Source organism: Ruegeria sp. CE6 (assembly GCF_056537485.1).
Map to the genome: position 1 here is coordinate 819,780 of NZ_JBQFRR010000002.1, position 15,829 is coordinate 835,608.

The 15,829-nt window shown below is 55.8% G+C and carries 12 protein-coding genes; 5 read left to right on the top strand and 7 right to left on the bottom strand.

What is annotated here, in order from left to right:
• Positions 1 to 12: 12 nt before the first annotated feature.
• The 4 genes from ACR0DK_RS12585 to pyrH form a co-directional block, all read right to left on the bottom strand.
• The gene (locus tag ACR0DK_RS12585) at positions 13 to 1,221 is read right to left on the bottom strand and encodes an SAM-dependent methyltransferase (protein ID WP_170393292.1); all 1,209 of its coding nucleotides are present in this window, start codon (positions 1,219 to 1,221) and stop codon (positions 13 to 15) included.
• Between the two features lie 69 nt (positions 1,222 to 1,290).
• Positions 1,291 to 2,715: a cryptochrome/photolyase family protein gene (locus ACR0DK_RS12590; RefSeq protein ID WP_480736409.1), complete on the bottom strand. Its 1,425-nt coding sequence runs from the start codon at positions 2,713 to 2,715 to the stop codon at positions 1,291 to 1,293.
• Between the two features lie 47 nt (positions 2,716 to 2,762).
• Complete coding sequence (locus ACR0DK_RS12595; protein ID WP_223118150.1) at positions 2,763 to 3,989, bottom strand: aminotransferase class V-fold PLP-dependent enzyme; 1,227 nt, start codon at positions 3,987 to 3,989, stop codon at positions 2,763 to 2,765.
• Positions 3,990 to 4,322: 333 nt separating this feature from the next.
• On the bottom strand, positions 4,323 to 5,075 hold the full coding sequence (gene pyrH / locus ACR0DK_RS12600) for a UMP kinase (RefSeq protein ID WP_480736412.1): 753 nt from the start codon (positions 5,073 to 5,075) through the stop codon (positions 4,323 to 4,325).
• A 97-nt stretch (positions 5,076 to 5,172) separates the two neighbouring features.
• Here pyrH and miaA point away from each other — a divergent pair, with 97 nt between their 5' ends.
• The 5 genes from miaA to ACR0DK_RS12625 all read left to right on the top strand — a co-directional run bounded on the left by miaA (position 5,173) and on the right by ACR0DK_RS12625 (position 12,914).
• Positions 5,173 to 6,066, top strand: a complete 894-nt coding sequence (miaA, locus tag ACR0DK_RS12605; protein ID WP_480736414.1) for a tRNA (adenosine(37)-N6)-dimethylallyltransferase MiaA — start codon at positions 5,173 to 5,175, stop codon at positions 6,064 to 6,066.
• Between the two features lie 351 nt (positions 6,067 to 6,417).
• On the top strand, positions 6,418 to 8,088 hold the full coding sequence (locus tag ACR0DK_RS12610; RefSeq protein WP_480736416.1) for an ABC transporter substrate-binding protein: 1,671 nt from the start codon (positions 6,418 to 6,420) through the stop codon (positions 8,086 to 8,088).
• A 121-nt stretch (positions 8,089 to 8,209) separates the two neighbouring features.
• The gene (locus ACR0DK_RS12615; protein ID WP_170393299.1) at positions 8,210 to 9,256 is read left to right on the top strand and encodes an ABC transporter permease; all 1,047 of its coding nucleotides are present in this window, start codon (positions 8,210 to 8,212) and stop codon (positions 9,254 to 9,256) included.
• A 13-nt stretch (positions 9,257 to 9,269) separates the two neighbouring features.
• A complete protein-coding gene (locus ACR0DK_RS12620) occupies positions 9,270 to 10,733 on the top strand; it encodes an ABC transporter permease subunit (RefSeq protein ID WP_170393300.1) in 1,464 nt (487 codons plus the stop codon).
• Positions 10,734 to 10,826: 93 nt separating this feature from the next.
• Positions 10,827 to 12,914: a dipeptide ABC transporter ATP-binding protein gene (locus ACR0DK_RS12625; protein ID WP_170393301.1), complete on the top strand. Its 2,088-nt coding sequence runs from the start codon at positions 10,827 to 10,829 to the stop codon at positions 12,912 to 12,914.
• Positions 12,915 to 13,029: 115 nt separating this feature from the next.
• Here the strand turns inward: ACR0DK_RS12625 and ACR0DK_RS12630 are convergent, their stop codons facing one another.
• The 3 genes from ACR0DK_RS12630 to ACR0DK_RS12640 form a co-directional block, all read right to left on the bottom strand.
• Positions 13,030 to 14,016, bottom strand: coding sequence for an MBL fold metallo-hydrolase (locus ACR0DK_RS12630; protein ID WP_170510750.1), 987 nt, complete (start codon positions 14,014 to 14,016; stop codon positions 13,030 to 13,032).
• A gap of 129 nt (positions 14,017 to 14,145) precedes the next feature.
• Entirely contained in the window at positions 14,146 to 15,108 is a 963-nt protein-coding gene (locus ACR0DK_RS12635; protein WP_170405297.1) for a LuxR C-terminal-related transcriptional regulator, read from the bottom strand.
• 87 nt (positions 15,109 to 15,195) lie between these two features.
• Positions 15,196 to 15,774 (bottom strand): lytic transglycosylase domain-containing protein, encoded by a 579-nt coding sequence (locus tag ACR0DK_RS12640; protein WP_170421251.1) that lies wholly within the window; start codon positions 15,772 to 15,774, stop codon positions 15,196 to 15,198.
• Between the last annotated feature and the right edge of the window lie 55 nt (positions 15,775 to 15,829).

Consider the following 15,829-nt stretch of genomic DNA (forward strand, 5'->3'; position numbering starts at 1 on the left):
TTTTTCCGTTCTTCAACTGGGTTTGGCTATCGTGATCTGTGTCACATCACAATTACCGGTGTCAAAGGCTGCGCCACATGCGGTCAAATAATAATTCCACATGCGGCGAAAACGCTCATCAAACCCCATCTCCGATATCTGATCCCACTTGGCATTGAAGGTCTCGTACCAGCGCCGCAGGGTCAGATCGTAGCTTTTGCCAAACTCTTTTGAGCGTACAACGGTCAACCCCGCCTGATCGATCTGATCTCTAAGGATAGACGGTGCTGGCAACATCCCGCCGGGAAAGATGTATTTCTGAATGAAATCAACGCCGTTCTTGTAAATATCCCAACGATGATCCGCGACCGTGATGATCTGCAAAGTGGCATGGGCACCCGGCTTCAACCGATCACGGACCGTGTTGAAATATGCGGGCCAATATTTCTGACCGACCGCCTCGAACATCTCGATCGAGGCAATTCCATCATATTGACCCTGCTCATCGCGGTAGTCCTGTAGCTTGAACTCCACCAGATCAGAAAGCCCTGCTTTTTCAATTCGCTCTCTAGCAAACTTCAACTGCTCTTGGCTAATGGTCAGCCCGGTGACGCGCAACCCACGCTCTTTCGCGGCATATTCGGCGAACCCACCCCAGCCGCACCCGATCTCAAGGATATGATCCCCCGGTTTGGCCCCCATTTCATCCACCAGGCTGGCGTATTTCGCAGTTTGCGCCTTTTCGAGGCTTTCCTGACCCGTTTCAAATATGGCACTGGAATAGGTCATCGTGTCATCCAGCCACAGGCCATAGAAGTCATTGCCGAGATCATAGTGATACGAGATGTTCTTTTTCGCCTGCGACCGGTTGTTACGATGCAACCAGAACCGCAGTCTTTCATAGGCTCGCACTAGAAACTGTCCGGTAAAATCATCGTAGACCGTCTCAGTTCCCAGATGCACGAGGTCCATGAAACTGCGTAGGTCCGGTGTGCTCCAATCGCCTTCAAGGTAGCCGTCCGAGAAGCCCAGCTCTCCCTCGCGCACCAGCCGGGAAAAGACGTCCGGGTCGTGGATGTCCACATGTGCCACGGGGCCTGGTTGTGGCGCATCCGCGCGGAAAATGCGTCCGTCGGGCAGCGCGATGTCAAGTCGGCCGCGCTCCATCCTCTTCAGCATCTTGAAGACTTGTGTAAAATATCTCGGCAGGTTTTCCTGCCCTTCGGTGCTCGTCAGGAACATCCGCTCTCCCCTCTGCGGTTGCGGGTCAAAGCTAGGACGGGATTCGGTTTCTGGCAAGTTTTCAGTTCCTTACTGGTCTTTTCTGGCATTATACGCGCCCAACGCACGGGCGCGGCCTTCCTTCAGCCCCACCACCGGTGCGGGATACATCTGGCCACGAGAAAGCCCCCATGATCGCGGCACGGCATCAAAATAGGCCAGCGCGGTGGATGGCGGCTCGGATTGGCCCTCGGCAATCCAGCGACGCACATAACCTGAGTTTGGATCAAACCGCTCGCGCTGTGTGTCGGGATTGAAGACACGGAAATACGGTGCGGCATCAGGGCCGCAACCGGCCACCCATTGCCATCCCATCGCATTTGCAGCTGGGTCCCAGTCGATCAGGCAATCCCCGAACCAGTCTGCGCCGATTTTCCAATGCGTCATCAGATGCTTTGTCAGATAACTCGCGACAATCATCCGAGCCCGATTGTGCATGCGTCCGGTGACATACATTTGTCTTAGACCGGCATCGACAAGCGGAATTCCGGTTCTTGCCTGACGCCACGCGCGCACTTCGGGGGTGTAGGGATCAGTATTCCAAGGGAATGCGTCCCATTCAGGCTTCCAATTGGCACTCAGAAGATGCGGCCAGTGGTACATTAAGTGATATGCGAACTCACGCCACACAAGCTGACGCAGATAGCCTTCACCACCATGCGCTCCGGTTTGGTCGGCGATTTGCACCCGGTGCCAGATTGTACGCGGCCCGATCTCGCCCAGTGCAAGGTATTCTGAAAGATCAGAGGTACCAGATTGATCCAGTTGATCCCGCTGTTCGCGATACTGATCAATACGTTCCAGAAACGCATCCAACTGGTCCAGCGCCGCATTTTCGCCCGGGTGGACAAACGGGCGGACCACTGCGGCCCCGCGCTGCATAACCCGATCCAATCGCCAATCAGACAATTGATCGGACGCAGGCCAGGTTTTCGGCGTCATAAGCCGCGTGGGCGCGGGCTCGGGCAAAGAGACTTCGCGCCCCTGCACTGATCGCCACATCGGAGTGAAGACCCGAAACGGCTGGCCGGTTTTGGTGGCGATCGTCCAAGGCTCAAACAGAAGTTGGCCAGCAAATGACTGTGCCTGGATACCCTGTTCGGTCAAAGCAGCCTTGATCTGGGTATCCCTGTTGATCGCCTCCGGATCATAAGCCCGCGTCCAGAATACGGAGCCTGCCCCAGTTTCTCTGACCAGTTCACAAAGAACATCCAGTGCTTGACCCTGGCGCAGTATCAACTTGCTGCCAAGCTGCTCAAGCCTGCCGGCAAAAGCGTCAAGGCCCAGACCAAGGCGCCATTTCGGCGCGGCACCCAAAGTCTGAACCTGATGATCGAGAACAAATACGGGCACGATGGGTCGACCTGATTGCACCGCCGCGCTCAGCGCCGGATGATCTCCTAACCGAAGATCGCGCCTGAACCACAAAATGATCGGAGAATGATCAAAATTCATGTCCGCCCCATGTTTTCTTCGAACTACGAAGCGCCGCAGAAACTGGATCACAAAACGCGGTCAAGCGCCTCCAAAAGCTGATCAATTTCCTGTCGACTGGTGTAGTGTGTAAAGCTAAGGCGCAAGACCCCTTGTTCTGCGTCAACGCCCATCGCTTGCAACGGGCGATGTGCGTAGAAATCACCGCCACCTGCCATGATACCGTGTTTGGAAAGCTCGGCAGCAACAGGCTCGGCCTTCTTATTCAGACTTAACGCTACCGTCGGTGCACGCCGGCTGGCATCAGACGGTCCGATGAGGCGCAGAGCGTTCCGGTCTTTGACCGCGTCCAGCAGAGGTTGCAATAAAGTGACCTCGTGTTCCCGCATCAGATCATGCACAAAGGACCCCCTTGCCGAAGCTCCTGTTTCCGGTCCTCCATGATGGGCACAAAGCAGGTCCACATAGTCCGCCATGCCTGCGCTGGCCGCGATCTGAGCATGGTCAGGCCCGGCTGGTGTGAACCGCTTAAAAAGAGTGTCGCCGTTAAAATAATGCGCTTGGTTGGGCAGCAATTCACCCAAAGCTCGTCGAATAACCATGCAACCCTGATGCGGGCCATAGGTTTTGTAGGCGGAAAACAGATAGATATCTGGGCCCAGATCACCGACATTGGGGAACCCGTGCGGTGCGTAAGAAACCCCGTCGACACAGGCAAAAGCACCCGCAGCATGGGCGATCGCGGTGATTTCGGTGACCGGGTTGATTTCCCCAACGACATTCGAGCAATGCGGAAAGCACACCAGCCGCACTTTCTCGTCCAGCAAATTCTCCAAATCTTGCGGGTTCAAAGACCCACTCTCCGGATCAATCTTCCATTCCCGAATTTCGATCCCCTCATCGGCCAATCGCCGCCAGGGCCCCGAGTTTGCTTCGTGGTCCTGATTGGTCACGACAATCGCTTCGCCCGGCTGCATCCACTGCCGGAATGCCTGAGCCAGTACATAGGTGTTCTGTGTCGTCGAAGGGCCAAAGCTCAGCTCATCTGTTTCCACCCCCAATATCGCGGCAAGTCGCGCTCGTGCTTCGTCCATTTCCGCGCCACCCGCACGGCTCGCCTCATAGGGCGCGTAGGGCTGAACCTTTCGCTGGATGTAGAACCGGCTCAACCGATCAAGCACAGGTTTGCAGGTATAGGACCCACCTGCATTCTCAAAAAAGGCCTGTCCTTGAAGGCTGGGTTCCGAAAAGGCCGGGAATTGTGCCCGAACGAATTCAATATCAAGAGCGCCCATCGCATCTCTCTCCCTTATCATGCACTACAGTCCGGGTTGTTGCCCGCGCAAAGTCCGGACATCCCCGAAAACAAGGCAGGTCTTCCAGCCCAGCCGCAGGTCCTTGGAACGGGTAAGGATCGACGGCAGCCCCCATGATGGCCCCATCACCACCAGCAGACCCGGCCAGATAGCCAGAGGTAGAAGGTTGGGTCAAGTGATTGCGTTAATGGTATTTTTTGCCGCCACGCAATGCGTGCACTGACGAAGTCATTGGCCCACGCGGGGCTTAGTTTCTTTTAGGTAGGAAAATGCCGGGCAGAGATGCCCGGCTCAGTGTTGCTCAAATCAGCATTAGCCCTGAACTTTGGTATAAGTCCCCTCACCCGCCAGGATGCCGCGGAACCCGCCGGGTTCATCCAGACCGAAAACGATCAGTGGCAGATTGTTGTCGCGCGCCAATGCAATGGCCGATGCGTCCATCACGCGCAGCCGCTTGGCCAAAACATCGTCATAGGAAACCTGATCATAGCGCACTGCATCCGAGTGTACCTTGGGGTCTTTGTCATAAACGCCATCCACACCGTTCTTGCCCATGAAGATCGCCTGACACGCCATTTCGTTAGCGCGCAGAGTCGCAGCGGTATCGGTGGTGAAATAGGGGTTCCCGGTTCCTGCGGCAAAGATGCAAACCCGCTTTTTCTCAAGGTGACGAACAGCACGGCGGCGAATGTAGGGCTCGCACACCTCATCCATCCGAATGGCCGAAATTACACGTGTAAAGACCCCTACCCCCTCCAGAGCGGATTGCATCGCCAGCGCGTTCATGACAGTCGCCAGCATACCCATGTAGTCGGCTGTCGTACGCTCCATCCCCTGCGCAGATCCAGACAGACCACGGAAGATATTGCCACCCCCGATGACCATGCAAATCTCAACACCAAGATCATGAACCGATTTGACCTCTTGCGCGATGCGCTGAACGGTGGGCGGATGCAGTCCGAATCCCTGATCTCCCATCAGCGCCTCGCCGGAAATCTTCAACATGACTCGGTCATATGTTGTTTTTGGGGTCTTGGTGGTCTCGACGGAAGGGGAAAGGCTCATGTTGCGCTCCGGGCTGGCACGGGGTTATTTTCCGGCGCAAAATGAAGCAAAACCTCCGCAGGTTCAATGCGGATAGTCAGGAACGGGGCAACCAGTCATGGCCGACAACTCTGAGAACCGGCTTTTGGCGCATTTGCCGTCGATTCCCGATGACAAACCTGTATTGATCGCCGGGCCCACTGCCTCGGGTAAATCGGCGCTGGCGCTGTTGATCGCCGAGCGTTTCGGAGGCGTGATTGTCAACGCCGATGCTAGTCAGGTCTATGACTGCTGGCGTATTATCTCGGCCCGCCCCTCGCCCGAGGATGAGGCCCGCGCACCGCACCGTCTGTATGGGCATGTTGCCTATGACCAGACCTATTCGACTGGTCATTGGCTGCGAGAGGTCACGCCGATGCTGTCGCAACGCCCTCGTCCGATAATCGTCGGAGGGACCGGTCTGTATTTCACAGCTCTGACCGAGGGGATGGCCGATATCCCCGCAACCCCGCCGGAAATCCGGGAACACGCGGATAAGTTGCCGTTGCAAGAACTAATCGCGGGTTTGGACGGTCTGACCCTGCAGAGGATCGACACCCAAAACCGCGCGCGTGTTCAGCGCGCCTGGGAGGTTCAGAACGCAACCGGGCGATCCCTTTCGGATTGGCAGGCTGACACCCCCGCCCCGATACTGGATATTCAAAACACGGTGCCGATTGTTTTCGACGCCAGAAAAGACTGGCTGCTGGATCGCATCAACCGACGGTTCGACCTGATGTTGGACCAAGGAGCTATAGAGGAAGTGGAGGCCATGCGCGATCGCTTTGACCCCTCTTTTCCCTCCTGTAAAGCGATCGGCGTTCCGGAGCTAATGGGCTACCTGGACGGCCGCATGACACTGGATGAGGCGCGCGAAAAAGCGACGATCGCGACACGGCAGTTTGCCAAGCGCCAACGCACATGGTTCCGTGCGCGCATGAAGTTCTGGCATCACCTTGACGCTGCGTGTTGAAGGCTGCAGTCGCCGGAGACGATAAAGCCTAATATAACAACGCTTTAATCAGCACTATGGTGAGGGATAGATATGTATCCATCTATCCGTCACAACGCGACTCGGTTCCTTTCACATTGAAACTTTCCGAACCTCACTTTCTGCCCGGATGTCGTTTTTGTACCATCTATGACGATTTCCAACATTGACGCAGGGAAAAAACTGGTGCCGAATGCGGCTATGGGGATGTTGATAAATCGTAAATCCAAGCCCGTGGCCCTACCAACCGAGACTAAACGGTCCCTGTAGTGCCCGGCTCTATCAATCAGAAACACGAAATCTAAAAAAATTATGTGTCACAGGGAGACATCTATGGAAAACCAGACAATCAACGGAAAGCCGATGCATTGGGCGGCAGAGATGCACGCCAAGGAATATCGTGAGGGCAATCTGAGCCGTCGTGAATTTCTGGCCCGTGTAACCGCGCTGGGCGTTGCTGTACCGACGGCATATGGCATGATTGGCCTGCAGTCACCGGCAGCCGCTGCCGAGCCTCAGCGTGGCGGCACCATCCGCTATCAAATGGAAGTGCGCGCACTGAAAGATCCGCGCACATATGACTGGACGCAGATCGCAACCTTCACGGCTGGCTGGCTGGAATATCTTGTCGAATACAATAATGACGGCTCGTTCAAACCCATGCTGCTGGAAAGCTGGGAAGCCAATGATGACGCCACCGAATACACGCTGAACGTCCGCAAAGGTGTGAAGTGGAACAATGGTGACGATTTCACTGCCGAAGACGTAGCTCGCAATATCGAAGGTTGGTGCGACGGGTCTCTGGAAGGGAACTCGATGGCCTCGCGCATGGCCTCACTGATGGATGAGAGCACTCAGAAAGCCGCAGATGGCGCCATCACCGTTGTCGACTCGCATACAGTCAAGCTGAAGTGCAACGCGCCGGATATCACGATCATCCCCGGCATGGCAGATTACCCGGGTGCAATCGTACACAGCAGCTTTGATGCAAATGATATGCTGTCCAACCCAGTTGGTACGGGTTTCATGATGCCCGAAAGCCATGAGGTCGGCGTGAAGGGCGTCCTGGTCCGCAACGAAGACTTTGACTGGTGGGGCTACGAAGCTGGTAAAGGCGGCTATATCGACCGGATCGAATTCATCGATTATGGCACTGACCCTGCCGCTTTCCTGGCCGCCTATGAGGCCGAAGAGATCGATATGAACTGGGAATCGGTTGGCGAGTTTGTCGACATCTTTGACAGTATTGGCCTTGTCCGCTCGGAAATCCCATCGGGCTTTACCATTGTCATTCGCCCCAACCAGCTGGCTGAAGACGCCGATGGCAACAAAATCTATGGCGACAAGAGGGTCCGTCAGGCCCTTGCCATGGCAGTCGACAACGCCGTCTGCCTTGAACTTGGCATGTCCGGCTACGGCATCACTGCCGACAACTGTCATGTAGGCCCGATGCACCCCGAGTACGACTCGGCTGTGACGCGTATCCCTTACGATCCAGCAGGCGCAAAGGCGCTGATGGACGAAGCGGGTATGGGCGATTTCGAGCACGAAGTGCAGTCGATCGACGATGACTGGCGTCGCAATACCACGGCTGCGGTAGTGGCTCAGTTGAACGATGCGGGCATCAAGGCAAAGCACACGGTTCTGCCCGGTTCGACATTCTGGAACGACTGGACCAAGTACCCGTATTCCTCGACCAACTGGAACCACCGCCCGCTGGGCACGCAGGTTCTGGCACTGGCGTATAAGTCGGGTGTCGCTTGGAACGAGTCTGGTTTTGCCAACGAAGAGTTCGACAAGCTGCTGGCCGAGGCGAACTCGATCGCGGATGTCGATATGCGCCGTGAGGTGATGGCGAAGCTGCAGACGATCATGATCGACGAAGGCGTGGTCATCCAGCCCTATTGGCGGACCGCGATGCGTCACCACCGCGACAATATGGTCGGTGTCGAAAAGCACATTGCGGACCTGCCGCAGCTTTATAAGTTCGGCCTGACTTCCTAAGCCGAAACCTACAAGGGCCGCGCCAATCTGGCGCGGCCCTTCGTCCTCAATACGGCGACCAGAATAATAGCAATGCGCGGGGCGAAATGCCTGTCACGCCAGCCGATCAACAGGGGCTAACATGGGACTTTTTATTCTAAGGCGTGTGGGGATTATGCTGCTGACAGCATTGTGCCTGACATTCCTGGTCTTCTTCCTTACCAATCTCTACCCGAACCTGGAAAAGCTTGCGAAGACGCAGGGCAATTTCCGGATGTCTGATGAACAGGTCGAGAGCTATCTGGAGAAAAACGGCTACCTCCAGTCCACGCCGATCAAATACGGTGAATGGCTGGGTGTCCTGCCCTCGTTCCGACACACAAATGAGGACGGAACCGTTCAGGGTAGATGTATCCTGCCAGGCAAAACTGCCGAGGAATCTCCGAATTTCTGCGGTATCCTGCAGGGGTACTGGGGATATTCAACCGTCTTCAAGGAAGAGGTCTCTACCGTTGTTGGCAACCGGCTGGCACTGACCGGACGGCTGATGTTCTGGGTGATGCTGCTGATGGTCCCTTCGGCACTCATTCTGGGCATCCTGGCCGGGATGAAGGAAGGTTCGGCCACTGACCGGACGCTTTCAACCTTTGCCATCACGACGACGGCGACGCCAGAATACGTCTCGGGCGTTATCTTCATAGCGATTTTCACATCCTCCGCCGTCGGGTTGAAATGGTTCAAAGGCACCGCCACGCAAGCGATGGAGAACCCGACGTTCGAGAACTTCTTCCTACCAGTTCTGACCATCGCGCTTTACGGGATGGGCTATATCGCCCGGATGACCCGCGCCTCAATGACCGAGGTGATGACGGCGCAATACATCAGGACGGCGCGTCTGAAAGGCGTGTCATTCCCGAATATCGTCATGAAACACGCGCTGCGCAACGCGCTTATCGCGCCCTTTACAGTCATTATGTTGCAGTTCCCATGGCTGCTGAATGGTGTCGTGATCGTCGAGACCCTGTTTAACTACAAGGGCTTTGGCTGGGCGCTTGTACAGGCAGCGGGCAACAATGACATCCAGCTGCTGCTGGCGATCTCGGTCGTGTCGGTCTTTGTGGTGCTGGTGACGCAGCTGATCTCGGATATCGGCTATGTCTACCTCAACCCGCGCATCCGCATTTCGTAAGGAGGGATAGATCATGGAACCACTTACCTGGACCGGCTCTATCGCCTTCCTGAACCCGCTGTTGATGCTTGCGTTGGGACTGATGCTTTTGTCCATCGTTGTCTGGATGCTGGCAAGTATCGTGCTGCCCGAAGATCAGATGATTGTGAATGCCGATGGGACGCTCAGTTCGAGCTCTGGCCTGAGAATCCTGATACAATCGGCGCTGCGCTATAGCTTTTTGGCAAGTGTGGGAATCGCGGTGGCGTACATTGTCCTTGGCATCCTGATGGGGACCAGTGCTGGCATCATCGGCGCTATCTCTCAGCAGTTTCTGCCCGTCTGGCTGTCGCTGATCATCCTTTATGCGATGTCGATTGCGTTCAAGCGCAAGCTGGGCCTATATGGCAAGCTGTTCGACAGCCCCATTGGTATGATCGGCTTTGGCCTTGTGATGTTCTGGGTGTTCACCGGCATATTTGGCGCACTCGATCTGATCGTAACCCACGATCCCCTGTCGCAGGTCTCGGGTATGAAGAACAAAGTGCCGGGCACCCCGCTTCCCAATCTGGAGGATGGACAATACGCTTGGTATTTGCTGGGTGGAGATAACCTCGCGCGCGACGTCTTTAGCCGTATGGTTAAAGGTGCCTGGATCGTCGTGCAGATCGCGCCGCTGGCGACGATGTTTGCCTTCATGGTCGGTATCACTCTGGGTTTACCCGCAGGCTACTATGGCGGGCGTCTGGATACGCTCCTGTCATTCCTCGCGAACCTGATCCTGGCCTTTCCCGTGATCTTGCTGTTCTACCTTTTGGTCACGCCCGAGATCGTAGCGACCGGCGTGCCGAACTATATGGCCGCGATCCTGTTCGTGTTCCCGATCATCTTCCTCGGCGTTCTACTGAATTCGCGTTTCTATACGCGTCCCAGTTTTCGAACGCCTTTGTTGATCGGGGTTCTGGGTGTTGCGCTCTGGCTCTACCTGTCGCTGATTTCGACCGGTGGCTACATCATCAACACCGACAGCTACCGCATCTGGGGTCTGCCGACCTACCTTGATCTGTTCGATATTCCAGGCGGTATTCTGGTGGTGTTCGTCTCGGTGGTCTTCGTGAACTCTCCGACCGTGTTCCGCATCGTACGCGGACTGGCGCTGGACATCAAAACTCGCGACTATGTGGCTGCGGCCCAAACGCGCGGCGAGGGTCCATGGTACATCATGCTGTGGGAAATCCTGCCCAACGCGCGTGGTCCGCTGATCGTCGATTTCTGCCTGCGCATCGGCTACACGACCATCCTGCTTGGAACCTTGGGTTTCTTTGGGCTGGGGCTGCCACCGGAAAGCCCGGACTGGGGCTCGACGATCAACGAGGGGCGCAAGCTTCTGTCGATCTATCTACATCCCGCACTGCCGCCCGCGCTGGCATTGCTGTCGCTGGTTCTTGGCTTGAACCTGCTAGCGGATGGTCTGCGCGAAGAAAGTCTGAAGGACTGATTGTGATCGAGGCCGGGGGCTCTGCCCCCGGGCCCCCGGGATATTTTTAGCCAGATGAAGGGGAACCCCCGGACTCTCGCGAGGAGTAATAAGATGAACAAACTGGCGGATTATGACGGGCCAATCCTGGAGATCGACAAGCTTTCGATTTCCTTCTTTACCCGCCTTCGTGAGATCCCTGCCGTGATGGATTTCTCGGTCAGTGTGCAACCCGGCGAAGCCGTCGGTTTGGTGGGTGAATCAGGTTGTGGGAAATCCACCGTGGCGCTGGGTGTCATGCAGGATTTGGGCAAGAATGGCCGCATCGTCGGTGGCTCGATCAAGTTCAAGGGGCGTGATCTGGGTGAAATGACCACCGAAGAGCTGCGCGACATTCGTGGCAATGAAATCGCGATGATCTACCAGGAGCCGATGGCATCGCTGAATCCGGCGATGAAGATCGGCAAACAGCTGATGGAAGTGCCAATGATTCATGAGGGCGTTGGTGCCGAAGAGGCCTATGCTCGTGCGTTGGAAGTGGTCACCGATGTACGCCTGCCCGACCCTGAGCGGATGCTGAACTCGTTCCCGCATCAACTGTCAGGCGGTCAGCAGCAGCGGATCGTGATTGCGATGGCGCTGATGTCGAAACCTGCCTTGTTGATCTTGGATGAGCCAACAACCGCTCTGGACGTGACGGTCGAGGCCGCCGTGGTCGAGTTGGTCAAGGATCTGGGCAAGAAATACGGCACCTCGATGCTGTTCATTTCGCACAATCTGGGTCTGGTGCTGGAAACCTGCGACCGGCTGTGCGTGATGTATTCAGGTGAAGCCGTCGAGCGTGGCTCGATCAAGGATGTATTCGACGAGATGCAGCACCCGTATACGCAAGCGCTGTTCCGCTCGATCCCGCTGCCGGGCGCTGACAAGAACTCGCGCCCGCTGGTGGCCATACCTGGGAATTTTCCACTGCCCCATGAGCGGCCTCCGGGCTGTAACTTTGGTCCGCGCTGCGACTATTTCGAAGAAGGTCGCTGTGACGCCAAGGATATCCTGATGGAGGCGGTACCGGGCAACGACCGACACCACACGCGATGCTTGAAATTCCAGGAAATCGACTGGAACGCGCCAATCACCGTTGGTGAACAGAAAGAGAAAGGCGAGATTGGCCGGACTGTTCTGAAAATGGACAACCTCAAGAAATACTATGAGGTGGCGGCGAATGCATTGTTCGGCGGTGGTGAGACCAAAGTGGTCAAGGCCAATGAGACGCTAAGCTTTGAAGCGCATGAATCCGAGACGCTTGCCATTGTCGGCGAATCCGGTTGCGGCAAATCCACTTTTGCGAAGGTCTTGATGGGGCTGGAAACGGCCACCGACGGGCAGATCCTGCTGGACAACCGCAATATCGAGGACGTGCCCATCGAAGAACGCGACGCCAAGACCGTTGGCGAAGTGCAGATGGTGTTTCAGAACCCGTTCGACACGCTGAACCCGTCGATGACCGTAGGCCGTCAAATCATCCGGGCGCTGGAAATCTTTGGCGTCGGTGACTCCGAGGCTGATCGCAAGAAGCGGATGCTGGAACTGCTGGATCTCGTGAAATTGCCCCGCGCCTTCGCGGACAGGATGCCACGCCAGCTATCAGGCGGTCAGAAGCAGCGCGTCGGTATCGCCCGCGCATTTGCCGGTGATGCACGGATCGTGGTTGCGGATGAACCGGTTTCGGCGCTGGACGTATCCGTACAAGCTGCCGTTACAGACCTGTTGATGGAAATTCAGCGCGAGCACAAAACCACGCTGCTGTTCATCAGTCACGACCTTTCAATCGTGCGCTATCTCAGTGACCGTGTGATGGTGATGTATCTGGGGCATGTGGTTGAACTGGGCACCACCGATCAGGTCTTTAGCCCACCCTATCATCCCTACACTGAGGCATTGCTAAGTGCGGTTCCAATCGCAGACACATCGATCGAAAAGCAGCACATCGTGCTTGAGGGCGATATCCCCTCGGCCATGAACCCGCCGCCGGGTTGCCCATTCCAAACACGCTGTCGCTGGAAATCAGAAGTGCCGGATGGGCGATGCGAATCCCATGTGCCTCCGGTGCAGACACTTGCGGATGGTCATCAGGTGAAATGTCACCTTGCCGAAGACATTCTGGCCAAAATGGAGCCGGTTATCAAAATTGCGGCCGAATAAATCCGCGCAAACGAAAGAAAAGGGCCGGTCAAAGACCGGCCCTTTCAATTTGCGTCACGTTTAGTGGGGAGACAGGCGACGCAGGTCGTGGGTGAGTGGCAGTTTCTGATCGTAATCAGCCCGTCATCACGTTGTTGCCGAAGTGCATGAACTCCTGGTTCATACCCGCCACATCTCCGGCTTCCAGTTTTAGACTGGCGCTGTCGAGCATCTTGTAACTCTGCTGGCTTTTGACCCAATCGTCTGCGGCCTGCAGCGTCGTAAGCGTGTATGACGTAACCTCATTGAGGTAGTGCGTCGGGATGATGATCTTGGGCTTGAGCTTGGCGACAATATCGTTGCCCTGATCGAAGCTAAGGATGTGTTCCGATCCGTCGACGGGCAAAGTCAGCACGTCTACCTGTCCTATAGCATCCCAGAACTCCTGAGGCGGATTGTGGCGGTTGTCGCCCCAGATCAAGGTGCGAATGCCTCCGGTTTCGACAAGGTAGACCACCATATCCATATGTCCGACGTTGTTGGGCGGACAAGCTTCCGCGCCAAACTCGGCCAAGGCGTTGGTCCATTCGTACCAACCCGGCGCAACGCAGGCATGTTTGTCAGCAAAACCTGTGATCTTAAGATCAGCAAATTCAAAATTGCCCGCCATCCTGTCTAAAACCATTGTGGAACTTGGCCGCTCGATAGCGTCATGGTCAAAATGAGCATGAGTGGACATAGTGATATCAACTGGGATCTGCGGGAACTCGTTGCGGAACCACAGGCCCCATGCGCCGGAGGGATCATCGCGCCAAGGATCAAACAACACGGTCGCTCCGTTTGGAGAGGTGATTTTAATCGCGCAGTGACCGTAATAATCGATTCCAACCGCTCCCGTGCTTGCCTGACCAGTCGAGCCCTGTAGATCGATTACGTGGTTATTATTGCCAGGCTGTAGCCAGGCCTGCGATTGCGCCTCGGCCGGTTTGCTACCCAGCAGTGAGGCCCCTGCACCGACACCGGCGGCCCCGGCAGCCATAAAGAACGATCGACGCGACAGACCAGTTGCCAATGTGTCGCGTTCTCCGTTTAGAATTGTGGGTTTCAGATCTTTGCGATCCATTTTTATCCTCCCGAGTTGAAAAGGCCCGGCTTGGTCCGCACCCTTGCGACCAGCCTAGCGCGCGTGGCACAGGTTGCTCAGATCAGAAAAATCGGGGGGGAATATGGGGGAAATCCCCATATTCAGAAATCACGAAATCGACAAAAGATGGCTTCGCAAATTCTGGTCACGGCCTTCGAGGCCAAGTTTTCGACGAATATTGTTACGATGAAAATCAATTGTAGAAGTTTCGCGCGACATCGCCCGGGCGATATCTTTCGTGGTTTTGCCCGACATGACCAGCTGAGCAATTTCGATCTCGGTCGGCGTCATGACCGAAAACGCATCCGATAGTTTGTCGGAAATCATTGAAGTAATCTCTTGCAGATTACGCTCGGCCAATTCCAGATAAACTTGCGAGGCGTCGCCTTCGGTCAATAGCCCGCGCAACTTGTCCAGATAAGGCAACACCATCGTGCGAACCTGATCTACGATATCCTGATCCCGGTCTTTCCGATCGTCGTCCAAACTGGTCAACAGCACCCGTAGCGCCGTGTTTGTTTCCTGCAGCTCCCGCGTCCTCGCCGCGACGCGGTGCTCCAGTTGCGCCAGAGTTTCATTCAACTTCACTTCCAGCGCTCGGCGCAGGTAAACCTCTTGGATCAAAGCCAAATCCGATTCAACCATGCGCGCAAACTGTGCCAAACCTTCACGAAACAACAAGGCCCGGCGATTGCGGTGACGGTCCAAGACGCAGATTGTTCCGAATACCGAACCATCCGGCCACTTCAGCGGAAAACCGATATAGAAGGACATGCCATGCTCCATGTCCTCATTGTCGCTCCAGGCCGGGTCACATGTTGCGTCCTCGACAACAAATTCGCCGTCGCGTTCCAGAACGCCCTGACAATAGAGCTTGGGGTTCAGTCGAAAATTCATGCCGACCGGGTATGGGTTTTCTGGATGATCCGATGTGATCAGAACCGCATGATCCGGCGCTTCGGTCTTCATGATCAAAGTGGCGGGCACATCGGCCAGCTGCGAAACAAGGTCGACCAAACGCTGCCAGTTCGCCATTGTTTCGGGTGGTATGTTGGGTCGATCTTGGATCATCGTAATTCGCACAAGTCCGAAAGGTTATCCAATCAGACTAGGACAGCGTTTGGCGGTAGATCAAGAAACAGACACGCTGCGGCGCAGCTAGCCCCCCCAGATCACTTTTACGTAGTTCTGGGTTTCCTTGTAGGGTGGAATTCCGCCGTGCTTTTCAACTGCTTTGGGCCCTGCATTGTAAGCTGCCAGTGCAAGGCGCCAGGACTTGAACTTGCGGTATTGCCAGGAAAGATAACGCGCACCACCCTCCAGATTCTGGATCGGATCGTGCGGATTGACGCCCAGCAGCCGCGCGGTCTGGGGCATCAGTTGCGCAAGACCTAAGGCCCCTTTGTGGGATTTGGCATTCGGGTTCCACCCGCTTTCTTGTTGAACAAGTCGCAGGAAAAGTTCTTCCGGCACGTTATGTTGCCGCGCTGCTTTTCTGGCATGATCCAGATACTGGCCTCGATAGTTACCAGAGTAACGCTTGACGAATTTCCCACGCTCGGTCTTGGGTTTAAGCCGTTCAGAGCCGCGATATTGCGTAGCGGCCCGATTATCCAAAACCTTGGATTGCTTGAGGAATATCGCCTTGCGATTCTTGGTGGACAGCGTTTCTGCCTGCGTCGCGAACGACGTCAGACAAAGACCCAATACCGAGATACCGCCGACCAGAAAACGCATTAATGCCAATCCTGCACCCTCAACAACCAATCAGATTATAGTTAAATCAGCCGGA

What these genes read in the sequence shown, in the direction of transcription:
- ACR0DK_RS12585 (WP_170393292.1), bottom strand. Translation starts at nt 1,221, where the DNA reads ATGTTCCTGACGAGCACCGAAGGGCAGGAAAACCTGCCGAGATATTTT.
- ACR0DK_RS12590 (WP_480736409.1), bottom strand. Translation starts at nt 2,715, where the DNA reads ATGAATTTTGATCATTCTCCGATCATTTTGTGGTTCAGGCGCGATCTT.
- ACR0DK_RS12595 (WP_223118150.1), bottom strand. Translation starts at nt 3,989, where the DNA reads ATGGGCGCTCTTGATATTGAATTCGTTCGGGCACAATTCCCGGCCTTT.
- pyrH (WP_480736412.1), bottom strand. Translation starts at nt 5,075, where the DNA reads ATGAGCCTTTCCCCTTCCGTCGAGACCACCAAGACCCCAAAAACAACA.
- miaA (WP_480736414.1), top strand. Translation starts at nt 5,173, where the DNA reads ATGGCCGACAACTCTGAGAACCGGCTTTTGGCGCATTTGCCGTCGATT.
- ACR0DK_RS12610 (WP_480736416.1), top strand. Translation starts at nt 6,418, where the DNA reads ATGGAAAACCAGACAATCAACGGAAAGCCGATGCATTGGGCGGCAGAG.
- ACR0DK_RS12615 (WP_170393299.1), top strand. Translation starts at nt 8,210, where the DNA reads ATGGGACTTTTTATTCTAAGGCGTGTGGGGATTATGCTGCTGACAGCA.
- ACR0DK_RS12620 (WP_170393300.1), top strand. Translation starts at nt 9,270, where the DNA reads ATGGAACCACTTACCTGGACCGGCTCTATCGCCTTCCTGAACCCGCTG.
- ACR0DK_RS12625 (WP_170393301.1), top strand. Translation starts at nt 10,827, where the DNA reads ATGAACAAACTGGCGGATTATGACGGGCCAATCCTGGAGATCGACAAG.
- ACR0DK_RS12630 (WP_170510750.1), bottom strand. Translation starts at nt 14,016, where the DNA reads ATGGATCGCAAAGATCTGAAACCCACAATTCTAAACGGAGAACGCGAC.
- ACR0DK_RS12635 (WP_170405297.1), bottom strand. Translation starts at nt 15,108, where the DNA reads ATGATCCAAGATCGACCCAACATACCACCCGAAACAATGGCGAACTGG.
- ACR0DK_RS12640 (WP_170421251.1), bottom strand. Translation starts at nt 15,774, where the DNA reads ATGCGTTTTCTGGTCGGCGGTATCTCGGTATTGGGTCTTTGTCTGACG.